This window comes from Escherichia sp. AM3 (genome assembly GCF_032029835.1).
GTDB lineage: Bacteria > Pseudomonadota > Gammaproteobacteria > Enterobacterales > Enterobacteriaceae > Escherichia > Escherichia coli.
Map to the genome: position 1 here is coordinate 68,745 of NZ_JAVUPQ010000007.1, position 11,993 is coordinate 80,737.

The following is an 11,993-nucleotide window of genomic DNA, read 5'->3' on the forward strand; positions in this document are numbered from 1 at the left end:
GGAGAAGGTGTAATTAGTTAGTCAGCATGAAGAAAAATCGCGCTTTTTTGAAGTGGGCAGGGGGCAAGTATCCCCTGCTTGATGATATTAAACGGCATTTGCCCAAGGGCGAATGTCTGGTTGAGCCTTTTGTAGGTGCCGGGTCGGTGTTTCTCAACACCGACTTTTCTCGTTATATCCTTGCCGATATCAATAGCGACCTGATCAGTCTCTATAACATTGTGAAGATGCGTACTGATGAGTACGTACAGGCCGCTCGCGAGCTGTTTGTTCCCGAAACAAATTGCGCCGAGGTTTACTATCAGTTCCGCGAAGAGTTCAACAAAAGCCAGGATCCGTTCCGTCGGGCGGTACTGTTTTTATATTTGAACCGCTACGGTTACAACGGCCTGTGTCGTTACAATCTGCGCGGTGAGTTTAACGTGCCGTTCGGCCGCTACAAAAAACCCTATTTCCCGGAAGCAGAGTTGTATCACTTCGCTGAAAAAGCGCAGAATGCCTTTTTCTATTGTGAGTCTTACGCCGATAGCATGGCGCGCGCAGATGATGCATCCGTCGTCTATTGCGATCCGCCTTATGCACCGCTGTCTGCGACCGCCAACTTTACGGCGTATCACACAAACAGTTTTACGCTTGAACAACAAGCGCATCTGGCGGAGATCGCCGAAGGTCTGGTTGAGCGCCATATTCCTGTGCTGATCTCCAATCACGATACGATGTTAACGCGTGAGTGGTATCAGCGCGCAAAATTGCATGTCGTCAAAGTTCGACGCAGTATAAGCAGCAACGGCGGCACACGTAAAAAGGTGGACGAACTGCTGGCTTTGTACAAACCAGGAGTCGTTTCACCCGCGAAAAAATAATTCTCAAGGAGAAGCGGATGAAACAGTATTTGATTGCCCCCTCAATTCTGTCGGCTGATTTTGCCCGCCTGGGTGAAGATACCGCAAAAGCCCTGGCAGCTGGCGCTGATGTCGTGCATTTTGACGTCATGGATAACCACTATGTTCCCAATCTGACGATTGGGCCAATGGTGCTGAAATCCTTGCGTAACTATGGCATTACCGCCCCTATCGACGTACACCTGATGGTGAAACCTGTCGATCGCATTGTTCCTGATTTCGCTGCCGCTGGTGCCAGCATCATTACCTTTCATCCAGAAGCCTCCGAGCATGTTGACCGCACGCTGCAACTGATTAAAGAAAATGGCTGTAAAGCGGGTCTGGTATTTAACCCGGCGACACCTCTGAGCTATCTGGATTACGTGATGGATAAGCTGGATGTGATCCTGCTGATGTCCGTCAATCCTGGTTTCGGCGGTCAGTCTTTCATTCCTCAAACACTGGATAAACTGCGCGAAGTACGTCGTCGTATCGACGAGTCTGGCTTTGACATTCGTCTGGAAGTGGACGGTGGCGTGAAGGTGAACAACATTGGCGAAATCGCTGCGGCGGGCGCGGATATGTTCGTCGCCGGTTCGGCAATCTTCGACCAGCCAGACTATAAAAAAGTCATTGATGAAATGCGCAGTGAACTGGCAAAGGTAAGTCATGAGTAAGTTTGAAGATATTCGCGGCGTCGCTTTTGATCTCGACGGTACGCTGGTGGACAGTGCTCCCGGTCTTGCTGCTGCGGTAGATATGGCGCTGTATGCGTTGGAGTTACCCGTCGCAGGTGAAGAACGCGTTATTACCTGGATTGGTAACGGCGCAGATGTTCTGATGGAGCGCGCATTGACCTGGGCGCGTCAGGAACGTGCGACTCTGCGTAAAACAATGGGTAAACCGCCCGTTGATGACGACATTCCGGCAGAAGAACAGGTACGTATTCTGCGTAAACTGTTCGATCGCTATTATGGCGAGGTTGCCGAAGAGGGGACGTTTTTGTTCCCGCACGTTGCCGATACGTTGGGCGCGTTGCAGGCTAAAGGCCTGCCGCTAGGCCTGGTCACCAACAAACCGACGCCGTTCGTCGCGCCGCTGCTCGAAGCCTTAGATATTGCCAAATACTTTAGCGTGGTTATCGGCGGCGATGATGTGCAAAACAAAAAACCTCATCCGGACCCGCTGTTACTGGTGGCTGAGCGGATGGGAATTGCCCCACAACAGATGCTGTTTGTCGGCGACTCACGCAATGATATTCAGGCGGCAAAAGCGGCAGGTTGCCCATCCGTTGGCTTAACCTACGGATATAACTACGGCGAGGCTATCGATCTCAGCCAGCCTGATGTAATTTATCAGTCTATAAATGACCTTCTGCCCGCATTAGGGCTTCCGCATAGCGAAAATCAGGAATCGAAAAATGACTAAGCCCATCGTTTTTAGTGGCGCACAGCCCTCAGGTGAATTGACCATTGGTAACTACATGGGTGCGCTGCGTCAGTGGGTAAACATGCAGGATGACTACCATTGCATTTACTGTATCGTTGACCAACACGCGATCACCGTGCGCCAGGATGCACAGAAGCTGCGTAAAGCGACGCTGGATACGCTGGCCTTGTATCTGGCATGTGGTATCGATCCTGAGAAAAGCACCATTTTTGTTCAGTCCCACGTACCGGAACATGCGCAGTTAGGCTGGGCACTGAACTGCTATACCTACTTCGGCGAGCTGAGCCGCATGACGCAGTTTAAAGATAAATCTGCGCGTTATGCCGAGAACATCAACGCTGGTCTGTTTGACTATCCGGTGCTGATGGCGGCGGACATCCTGCTGTATCAAACTAATCTGGTACCGGTGGGTGAAGACCAGAAACAGCACCTCGAACTGAGCCGCGATATTGCCCAGCGTTTCAACGCGCTGTATGGCGAGATCTTTAAGGTGCCGGAGCCGTTTATTCCGAAATCTGGCGCGCGCGTAATGTCGCTGCTGGAGCCGACCAAGAAGATGTCCAAGTCTGACGATAACCGCAATAACGTTATTGGCCTGCTGGAAGATCCGAAATCGGTAGTGAAGAAAATCAAACGCGCGGTCACTGACTCCGACGAGCCGCCGGTAGTTCGCTACGATGTGCAGAACAAAGCGGGCGTTTCCAACCTGCTGGATATCCTTTCTGCGGTAACGGGCCAGAGCATCCCGGAACTGGAAAAACAGTTCGAAGGCAAGATGTATGGTCATCTGAAAGGCGAAGTGGCTGATGCCGTTTCCGGTATGCTGACTGAATTGCAGGAACGCTATCACCGTTTCCGCAACGATGAAGCCTTCCTGCAACAAGTGATGAAAGATGGCGCGGAAAAAGCCAGCGCGCACGCTTCCCGTACGCTAAAAGCGGTATACGAAGCGATTGGTTTTGTGGCGAAGCCGTAATTCACTATTGCTGGCAAATTGCGCTTTGTTCATGCCGGATGCGGCGTGAACGCCTTATCCGGCCTACAAAGTAATGCACATATTGCAAGGAAATGTAGGCCTGATAAGCGTAGCGCATCAGGCAATTTTGCTTTTATCATCACTCTGAAACCGGGGAAACCCGGTTTTTTTATCCTCATTTGCAATAATCCGAAAAAATGTGAAGTGCCTCGCCGTTTCCACATCTCGCTGTTGCGCCTTATCTTCAAATTCCTGAAGATATAAATATTCAATTTACTGAAAATTTATTATGCGTCGAACGTTTATCAAAAAAGAAGGCGTCGTCATCACGACGCTGGCCCGTTATTTGTTGGGTGAAAAATGCGGTAATAGGTTGAAAACCATAGATGAGCTGGCAACTGAATGCCGTTCATCCGTTGGCCTGACGCAGGCCGCGTTGAAAACGCTGGAATCAAGCGGAGCGATACGGATTGAACGCCGTGGGCGTAATGGCAGTTATCTGGTCGAGATGGATAACAAAGCATTACTGACTCATGTGGATATCAACAACGTGGTGTGTGCGATGCCCTTGCCCTATACCCGTTTGTACGAAGGCCTGGCGAGCGGATTGAAAGCTCAGTTTGATGGCATTCCTTTTTACTATGCGCATATGCGCGGCGCGGATATTCGCGTGGAGTGTCTGCTTAATGGCGTGTATGACATGGCGGTGGTTTCCCGACTGGCGGCGGAAAGTTATCTCACGCAAAAAGGGTTATGCCTCGCGCTGGAGTTGGGGCCGCACACCTACGTTGGCGAACACCAGTTGATTTGCCGTAAAGGCGAGTCCGCAAATGTGAAGCGCGTGGGGCTGGATAACCGTTCGGCGGATCAGAAAATCATGACCGATGTCTTTTTTGGCGATAGTGATGTGGAACGAGTCGATCTCTCTTATCACGAGAGTTTACAACGCATTGTTAAAGGCGATGTTGATGCGGTTATCTGGAACGTGGTGGCGGAAAACGAACTGACCATGCTGGGATTAGAGGCGACGCCGCTCACAGACGATCCGCGATTTTTACAGGCCACCGAAGCCGTGGTCCTGACGCGAGTCGATGATTACCCAATGCAACAACTGCTGCGTGCCGTTGTAGATAAACACGCCCTGCTTGCCCATCAACAACGGGTGGTGAGTGGGGAACAGGAACCGAGTTATTAAACGAAAGGCATCTGATATGGAAACCAGACTCAACCTGCTTTGCGATGCAGGCGTTATTGATAAGGACATCTGCAAAGGCATGATGCAGGTCGTCAACGTACTGGAAACAGAGTGCCATCTGCCGGTGCGCAGTGAGCAAGGAACGATGGCGATGACACATATGGCGAGTGCACTGATGCGCAGTCGCCGTGGTGAAGAAATTGAGCCACTGGATAACGAGTTGCTGGCAGAGCTGGCGCAATCCAGCCACTGGCAAGCCGTTGTGCAATTGCATCAGGTGTTGTTGAAGGAATTCGCACTGGAAGTTAACCCGTGTGAAGAAGGCTATTTGCTGGCCAACCTTTATGGATTATGGATGGCTGCTAACGAAGAGGTTTGAAGCTCCCGACAAATCCACGTCGCACAACCTAAATATTCAAAAAAATGAATATTTAATTCAAGGAACAGAAACGAGGCAACAAGATGTTTGTAGAAGCATTGAAACGCCAGAACCCGGCGCTGATTTCCGCCGCACTAAGCCTGTGGCAGCAGGGCAAGATCGCCCCGGACAGCTGGGTGATCGACGTGGATCAGATACTGGAAAACGGTAAGCGGCTGATTGAGACGGCGCGGCTTTACGGCATTGAACTGTATCTGATGACCAAGCAGTTTGGTCGTAATCCGTGGCTGGCGGAAAAATTGCTGGCATTAGGCTACAGCGGCATTGTGGCGGTGGATTACAAAGAGGCGCGAGTCATGCGCCGCGCTGGTTTGCCTGTGGCGCATCAGGGGCATCTGGTACAAATCCCTTGTCATCAGGTTGCTGACGCCGTTGAACAGGGCACCGACGTCATCACCGTGTTTACTCTCGACAAAGCGCGGGAAGTTTCTGCGGCGGCGGTGAAGGCCGGGCGAATCCAGTCTGTGCTGCTTAAAGTTTATAGCGACGATGATTTTCTTTATCCGGGCCAGGAGAGCGGTTTTGCCCTCAAGGTGTTGCCGGAGATTGTCGCCGAAATCCAGAATCTGCCAGGGCTGCATTTAGCCGGACTTACCCATTTCCCTTGCCTGCTTTGGGATAAGGCTGTCGGAAAAGTTTTGCCGACACCGAATCTTCACACGCTGATACAGGCACGGGATCAACTGGCGAAATCTGGTATTGCACTTGAGCAACTGAACGCGCCTTCAGCGACCAGCTGCACTTCGCTGCCATTACTGGCGCAATACGGTGTGACTCATGCCGAACCCGGTCATGCGCTGACGGGCACTATTCCGGCAAACCAGCAGGGCGATCAGCCTGAACGTATCGCGATGCTCTGGTTAAGTGAAATCTCCCATCATTTCCGTGGCGACAGCTACTGCTACGGCGGCGGTTACTATCGTCGTGGTCATGCGCAACATGCGCTGGTGTTTACGCCAGAAAATCAAAAGATTACTGAAACCAATCTCAAAACTGTGGATGACAGCAGTATCGACTACACCCTGCCGCTGGCAGGCGAGTATCCGGTGAGCAGTGCAGTGGTGCTCTGTTTCCGCACGCAGATTTTTGTCACCCGTAGCGATGTGGTGCTGGTGTCCGGTATTCACCGTGGCGAACCGAAAATCGTTGGTCGTTATGACAGTCTTGGAAACTCTCTGGGGGCGTAATGGCGCGATTTGTGGTGTTAGTGATTGATAGCTTTGGCGTAGGGGCAATGAAAGATGTCACGCTGGTGCGTCCGCAAGATGCGGGAGCGAATACCTGTGGTCACATCCTGAGCCAGTTGCCGCATTTGCAGCTATCAACGCTGGAGAAGCTGGGGCTAATCAACGCATTGGGTTATGCGCCAGGCGATATGCAGCCGTCAGATTCCGCAACCTGGGGCGTGGCAGAGCTGCAACATGAAGGTGGCGATACCTTTATGGGGCATCAGGAAATTTTAGGCACGCGCCCGTTACCGCCGCTGCGGATGCCTTTTTGCGATGTGATTGACCGTGTTGAGCAGGCATTAGTATCCGCCGGTTGGCAGGTGGAGCGCCGTGGCGATGAACTGCAATTTCTGTGGGTCAATCAGGCGGTTGCGATTGGCGATAATCTCGAGGCGGATTTAGGCCAGGTCTATAACATTACCGCCAATCTCTCTGTGATCTCTTTTGACGACGCAATCAAAATTGGTCGTATCGTGCGTGAGCAGGTACAGGTCGGTCGGGTCATTACATTTGGTGGCCTGTTAACCGACAGTCAACGCATTCTCGATGCCGCAGAAAGCAAAGAAGGGCGCTTTATTGGTATCAATGCGCCGCGTTCTGGCGCTTATGACAACGGTTTCCAGGTCGTGCATATGGGCTATGGCGTCGATGAAAAAGTGCAGGTGCCACAAAAACTGTATGAAGCAGGCGTGCCAACCGTGCTGGTGGGTAAGGTGGCAGATATCGTCAACAATCCTTATGGCGTGAGCTGGCAAAATCTGGTGGATAGCCAGCGGATTATGGATATCACCCTCAACGAATTTAACACCCATCCGACGGCGTTTATTTGCACCAACATTCAGGAAACCGACCTCGCTGGTCATGCAGAAGACGTCGCACGTTATGCCGAACGTTTGCAGGTCGTTGACCGTAACCTTGCCCGGCTTGTTGAGGCGATGCAGCCAGATGATTGCCTGGTCGTGATGGCGGATCACGGCAACGATCCGACCATTGGTCACAGCCACCATACCCGCGAAGTGGTGCCAGTGCTGGTTTATCAGCAAGGGATGATCGCTACGCAGCTCGGTGTGCGCACCACGCTTTCTGATGTGGGGGCTACCGTGTGTGAATTTTTCCGCGCGCCACCGCCACAAAATGGTCGCTCTTTTCTTTCCTCCCTCCGGTTTGCAGGAGACACCCTATGAGTTTTGATCCGACGGGTTACACCCTCGCCCATGAGCATCTGCATATTGATCTCTCCGGCTTTAAAAACAACGTGGACTGCCGCCTTGATCAGTATGCGTTCATTTGCCAGGAGATGAACGACCTGATGACCCGGGGCGTGCGTAATGTGATTGAGATGACCAACCGTTACATGGGGCGCAATGCGCAATTTATGCTTGATGTAATGCGCGAGACGGGGATCAACGTGGTGGCCTGTACCGGTTATTACCAGGACGCGTTTTTCCCGGAACATGTGGCGACCCGCAGCGTGCAGGAACTGGCGCAGGAGATGGTCGATGAAATTGAACAGGGTATCGATGGCACGGAGCTGAAAGCCGGGATCATCGCGGAGATCGGCACCAGCGAAGGAAAGATTACGCCGCTGGAAGAGAAGGTATTTATTGCCGCTGCGCTGGCGCATAACCAGACCGGACGCCCGATCTCCACGCATACGTCGTTCAGCACGATGGGGCTGGAGCAACTGGCGTTGCTACAAGCCCACGGGGTTGATCTTTCGCGCGTCACCGTTGGTCACTGCGATCTGAAAGACAACCTCGACAACATTTTGAAGATGATCGATCTCGGCGCGTACGTGCAGTTCGACACCATTGGTAAGAACAGTTACTACCCGGACGAAAAGCGTATTGCGATGCTTCATGCGCTACGTGACCGTGGGTTGCTGAACCGCGTCATGCTGTCGATGGATATTACGCGCCGCTCCCATTTAAAAGCCAATGGTGGTTATGGCTATGACTATTTATTGACCACCTTTATTCCGCAATTGCGCCAGTCAGGATTCAGTCAGGCCGATGTGGATGTGATGTTACGTGAAACTCCCTCTCAATTTTTCCAATAAGGACAGACTCATGAAAAAGATTGGCGTTGCAGGCTTACAGCGTGAGCAGATTAAAAAAACCATTGAAGCGACGGCTCCTGGCAGTTTTGAAGTTTTCATTCACAACGACATGGAAGCGGCAATGAAAGTGAAATCCGGGCAACTGGATTACTACATCGGTGCGTGTAATACCGGTGCGGGCGCGGCATTGTCGATTGCCATCGCGGTGATTGGCTATAACAAAAGTTGCACCATTGCCAAACCAGGCATTAAAGCGAAAGACGAGCATATCGCCAAAATGATCGCTGAAGGAAAAGTGGCGTTTGGCCTTTCCGTTGAGCACGTCGAACACGCGATTCCGATGCTGATTAACCATCTGAAATAAAAGGCACGACTATGGATCTGTATATTCAGATTATCGTGGTGGCGTGCCTGACGGGTATGACATCGCTTCTGGCGCATCGCTCGGCGGCTGTTTTTCATGACGGCATCCGCCCGACGCCCGATCCTGCCGCAACTGATTGAAGGCTATATGAACCGTCGCGAGGCGGGGAGTATCGCTTTTGGTCTGAGCATTGGTTTTGTGGCCTCGGTGGGGATCTCTTTTACCCTGAAAACCGGGCTGCTAAACGCATGGTTACTCTTTCTTCCTACCGATATCCTCGGCGTACTGGCGATAAACAGCCTGATGGCGTTTGGTCTTGGCGCTATCTGGGGCGTGTTGATCCTTACTTGCCTGTTGCCAGTAAACCAGCTGCTGACCGCGCTGCCGGTGGATGTATTAGGTAGCCTCGGGGAATTAAGCTCGCCGGTGGTTTCTGCTTTTGCACTCTTCCCGTTGGTGGCGATTTTCTACCAGTTTGGCTGGAAGCAAAGTCTGGTCGCCGCCGTGGTTGTTCTGATGACCCGTGTGGTAGTCGTGCGCTATTTCCCACATCTTAACCCTGAATCCATCGAAATCTTTATTGGCATGGTGATGCTGCTGGGAATCGCGATAACTCACGACCTGCGTCATCGTGATGAAAATGACATCGATGCCAGCGGGCTTTCGGTGTTTGAAGAGCGCACGTCGCGGATTATCAAAAACTTACCCTATATCGCCATCGTGGGAGCATTGATTGCCGCCGTTGCCAGTATGAAGATTTTCGCCGGCAGTGAAGTGTCGATCTTCACTCTGGAGAAAGCGTACTCCGCAGGCGTAACGCCGGAACAATCGCAAACGCTGATCAACCAGGCTGCTCTGGCGGAGTTTATGCGCGGACTGGGTTTTGTGCCGTTGATTGCCACCACCGCGTTAGCCACCGGCGTATATGCAGTTGCGGGCTTTACCTTTGTTTATGCGGTGGGCTATCTCTCGCCGAATCCGATGGTTGCGGCGGTATTAGGCGCAGTGGTTATTTCGGCAGAAGTCCTGTTACTTCGTTCGATCGGCAAATGGCTGGGGCGCTATCCGTCGGTGCGTAATGCGTCGGATAACATCCGTAACGCCATGAATATGCTGATGGAAGTGGCGCTGCTGGTCGGTTCGATTTTCGCAGCAATTAAAATGGCGGGTTATACCGGATTCTCTATCGCGGTTGCCATTTACTTCCTCAACGAATCCCTGGGCCGTCCGGTACAGAAAATGGCGGCACCGGTCGTGGCCGTAATGATCACCGGTATTCTGCTGAATGTTCTTTACTGGCTTGGCCTGTTCGTTCCGGCTTAAGGAAGGCACCTATGAAGACGTTTCCTCTGCAAAGCCTGACGATTATTGAGGCGCAGCAAAAGCAGTTTGCGCTGGTGGATAGCATTTGTCGCCATTTCCCCGGCAGCGAGTTTCTTACTGGCGGTGATTTAGGCTTAACGCCAGGACTGAATCAACCGCGCGTTACCCAGCGTGTGGAACAGGTGCTGGCTGATGCATTTCACGCACAGGCTGCGGCGCTGGTGCAGGGCGCGGGGACTGGCGCGATTCGCGCCGGGCTGGCGGCTTTGCTCAAACCGGGGCAGCGTCTTCTGGTGCATGACGCGCCTGTTTACCCGACGACACGGGTTATTATTGAGCAGATGGGGCTGACGCTTATTACTGTTGATTTCAATGACCTGTCGGCACTGAAGCAGGTCGTCGACGAGCAACAACCGGATGCGGCGCTGGTGCAGCATACGCGCCAGCAGCCGCAGGACAGCTACGTGCTGGCAGATGTGCTGGCAACGTTGCGCGCGGCAGGTGTTCCAGCGTTAACCGATGACAACTATGCGGTGATGAAGGTGGCGCGAATCGGCTGTGAATGCGGCGCGAATGTCTCGACATTTTCCTGCTTCAAGCTATTTGGGCCAGAGGGTGTTGGTGCAGTGGTCGGCGATGCTGATGTTATCAACCGTATTCGCGCCACGCTTTACTCAGGCGGTAGCCAGATCCAGGGCGCTCAGGCGCTGGAAGTCTTGCGTGGTCTGGTGTTTGCGCCAGTGATGCACGCGGTGCAGGCGGGGGTATCTGAACGGTTGCTGGCTTTGCTCAACGGTGGTGCAGTGCCGGAAGTGAAAAGCGCCGTCATTGCTAATGCGCAGTCGAAGGTATTGATTGTGGAGTTTCATCAGCCGATTGCCGCCAGGGTGCTGGAAGAAGCGCAGAAACGCGGTGCCTTACCTTACCCGGTCGGTGCAGAGTCGAAATATGAAATCCCGCCACTTTTTTATCGACTTTCCGGGACGTTTCGCCAGGCGAATCCACAGCTCGAACATTGCGCGATTCGCATTAACCCGAATCGCAGCGGTGAAGAGACGGTGCTGCGGATTTTGCGTGAGAGTATTGCCAGTATTTAATGCTGGATAGCACCGTCAAGCTAAATTCCGTACTGAACGGTCCCCTCGCCCCTTTGGGGAGAGGGTTAGGGTGAGGGGAACGTACGGGATGTAAAATTCAACGCGCCAGCATCGCCGGATGCGATGCTGGCGCATCTTATCCGGCCTACGGTTAATGTCTTTTATTATCAATAGTTAAGGTGATGCGATTGGCGCGGCAGAAGAGTTCGGAGACGTGCACCGGTTTGTCATTCTGATCAAAGGCGATTTTGCTGATGCGAAACAACGGTTCGCCCAGTTCGCATTTCAGCCATTTTGCCTGTGGGCGGGTGGCGGCAAAGATATCGATGGTCTTTTTGTCGCTGACCACTCGCGTGTCAAAACGCTCCTGAAATAACTGATAGGTGGAGCTTCCTTCGACGTAAATCTCATCAAAGTCAGGATAACGCGACAGCGGGATCCATGAACTATCAATAAACAGCGGCTCTTTATCGAGATACATCACCCGGCAGAGATGGAACACTTCGCTGTTTCCGGGGATGTTCAGCTTTTCGCAAAACGGCGCGGCGCTGACCCGTTCCTGTTCGATCACTTTCTCTTTCGTCGCCTTGCCTTGTGAGACGCCAAAATCGGTAAAACCACTGACAGTAAGCAGGGCGTTTTCAACTTTCTGGCTTTGTACAAAGGTGCCTTTTCCCTGCCAGCGGATCAGTACGCCGTCTGCCACTAAGTCGCTGATGGCTTTGCGAATGGTAATGCGGCTGACGTTATATTGTGTACAAAGCTCGTTTTCGGTAGGGATCTGTTGCCCGGCCTGGTAAACCCCCTGCGCGATATCATCCAGCAGTCGCTGGCGGACGGTAGCGTAGAGGAGTTGATGAGAGTAGCGGTCCGTAGCTGACATAATCGACCCTGAAATAAAGAATGAATTACTCGGATTATAGGGTCGTTTTCCGGCAAGTAACAGCACGTTGGCGTGAAGATGCTCACGCCAACGTTATA

12 protein-coding genes and 1 pseudogene are annotated in these 11,993 nt (G+C 52.5%); 12 read left to right on the forward strand and 1 reads right to left on the reverse strand.

Going from position 1 to position 11,993, the window contains the following annotated elements; translation table 11 throughout:
* Positions 1-26: 26 nt before the first annotated feature.
* The 12 genes and pseudogenes from dam to RTW80_RS05375 all read left to right on the forward strand — a co-directional run bounded on the left by dam (position 27) and on the right by RTW80_RS05375 (position 11,012).
* Complete coding sequence (gene dam / locus RTW80_RS05320) at positions 27-863, forward strand: adenine-specific DNA-methyltransferase (protein WP_000742143.1); 837 nt, start codon at positions 27-29, stop codon at positions 861-863.
* Positions 864-880: 17 nt separating this feature from the next.
* Positions 881-1,558 (forward strand): ribulose-phosphate 3-epimerase, encoded by a 678-nt coding sequence (rpe, locus tag RTW80_RS05325; RefSeq protein ID WP_000816280.1) that lies wholly within the window; start codon positions 881-883, stop codon positions 1,556-1,558.
* Positions 1,551-2,309, forward strand: coding sequence for a phosphoglycolate phosphatase (gene gph / locus RTW80_RS05330; RefSeq protein WP_000032691.1), 759 nt, complete (start codon positions 1,551-1,553; stop codon positions 2,307-2,309). The genes rpe and gph overlap by 8 nt, the downstream gene beginning before the upstream one ends.
* Positions 2,302-3,306, forward strand: coding sequence for a tryptophan--tRNA ligase (trpS, locus tag RTW80_RS05335; protein WP_000165552.1), 1,005 nt, complete (start codon positions 2,302-2,304; stop codon positions 3,304-3,306). Before gph ends, trpS begins: the two co-directional genes overlap by 8 nt.
* A 289-nt stretch (positions 3,307-3,595) precedes the next feature.
* The gene (gene yhfZ / locus RTW80_RS05340; protein ID WP_001254831.1) at positions 3,596-4,501 is read left to right on the forward strand and encodes a GntR family transcriptional regulator YhfZ; all 906 of its coding nucleotides are present in this window, start codon (positions 3,596-3,598) and stop codon (positions 4,499-4,501) included.
* A gap of 16 nt (positions 4,502-4,517) precedes the next feature.
* On the forward strand, positions 4,518-4,880 hold the full coding sequence (locus tag RTW80_RS05345) for a hypothetical protein (protein WP_001490560.1): 363 nt from the start codon (positions 4,518-4,520) through the stop codon (positions 4,878-4,880).
* Between the two features lie 83 nt (positions 4,881-4,963).
* On the forward strand, positions 4,964-6,127 hold the full coding sequence (locus tag RTW80_RS05350; RefSeq protein ID WP_032247287.1) for a YhfX family PLP-dependent enzyme: 1,164 nt from the start codon (positions 4,964-4,966) through the stop codon (positions 6,125-6,127).
* Complete coding sequence (locus RTW80_RS05355; RefSeq protein WP_312718608.1) at positions 6,127-7,353, forward strand: phosphopentomutase; 1,227 nt, start codon at positions 6,127-6,129, stop codon at positions 7,351-7,353. Before RTW80_RS05350 ends, RTW80_RS05355 begins: the two co-directional genes overlap by 1 nt.
* Positions 7,350-8,228: a phosphotriesterase-related protein gene (locus RTW80_RS05360; protein ID WP_000007011.1), complete on the forward strand. Its 879-nt coding sequence runs from the start codon at positions 7,350-7,352 to the stop codon at positions 8,226-8,228. The genes RTW80_RS05355 and RTW80_RS05360 overlap by 4 nt, the downstream gene beginning before the upstream one ends.
* Positions 8,229-8,238: 10 nt before the next feature.
* Positions 8,239-8,592, forward strand: coding sequence for a DUF2620 domain-containing protein (locus RTW80_RS05365; protein ID WP_001297518.1), 354 nt, complete (start codon positions 8,239-8,241; stop codon positions 8,590-8,592).
* A gap of 11 nt (positions 8,593-8,603) precedes the next feature.
* Positions 8,604-9,915 (forward strand): annotated as a pseudogene (locus tag RTW80_RS05370) (YhfT family protein).
* 11 nt (positions 9,916-9,926) lie between these two features.
* Complete coding sequence (locus RTW80_RS05375; protein WP_000847143.1) at positions 9,927-11,012, forward strand: aminotransferase class I/II-fold pyridoxal phosphate-dependent enzyme; 1,086 nt, start codon at positions 9,927-9,929, stop codon at positions 11,010-11,012.
* A 151-nt stretch (positions 11,013-11,163) separates the two neighbouring features.
* Here RTW80_RS05375 and frlR read toward each other — a convergent pair whose 3' ends face one another.
* Complete coding sequence (gene frlR, locus RTW80_RS05380) at positions 11,164-11,895, reverse strand: DNA-binding transcriptional regulator FrlR (protein WP_001276847.1); 732 nt, start codon at positions 11,893-11,895, stop codon at positions 11,164-11,166.
* Between the last annotated feature and the right edge of the window lie 98 nt (positions 11,896-11,993).

Bases quoted from the DNA above. Each gene is read 5' to 3' on its own strand.
- dam (WP_000742143.1), top strand. From the start codon at position 27: ATGAAGAAAAATCGCGCTTTTTTGAAGTGGGCAGGGGGCAAGTATCCC.
- trpS (WP_000165552.1), top strand. From the start codon at position 2,302: ATGACTAAGCCCATCGTTTTTAGTGGCGCACAGCCCTCAGGTGAATTG.
- RTW80_RS05360 (WP_000007011.1), top strand. From the start codon at position 7,350: ATGAGTTTTGATCCGACGGGTTACACCCTCGCCCATGAGCATCTGCAT.
- frlR (WP_001276847.1), bottom strand. From the start codon at position 11,895: ATGTCAGCTACGGACCGCTACTCTCATCAACTCCTCTACGCTACCGTC.
- gph (WP_000032691.1), top strand. From the start codon at position 1,551: ATGAGTAAGTTTGAAGATATTCGCGGCGTCGCTTTTGATCTCGACGGT.
- RTW80_RS05350 (WP_032247287.1), top strand. From the start codon at position 4,964: ATGTTTGTAGAAGCATTGAAACGCCAGAACCCGGCGCTGATTTCCGCC.
- RTW80_RS05345 (WP_001490560.1), top strand. From the start codon at position 4,518: ATGGAAACCAGACTCAACCTGCTTTGCGATGCAGGCGTTATTGATAAG.
- rpe (WP_000816280.1), top strand. From the start codon at position 881: ATGAAACAGTATTTGATTGCCCCCTCAATTCTGTCGGCTGATTTTGCC.
- RTW80_RS05375 (WP_000847143.1), top strand. From the start codon at position 9,927: ATGAAGACGTTTCCTCTGCAAAGCCTGACGATTATTGAGGCGCAGCAA.
- yhfZ (WP_001254831.1), top strand. From the start codon at position 3,596: ATGCGTCGAACGTTTATCAAAAAAGAAGGCGTCGTCATCACGACGCTG.
- RTW80_RS05355 (WP_312718608.1), top strand. From the start codon at position 6,127: ATGGCGCGATTTGTGGTGTTAGTGATTGATAGCTTTGGCGTAGGGGCA.
- RTW80_RS05365 (WP_001297518.1), top strand. From the start codon at position 8,239: ATGAAAAAGATTGGCGTTGCAGGCTTACAGCGTGAGCAGATTAAAAAA.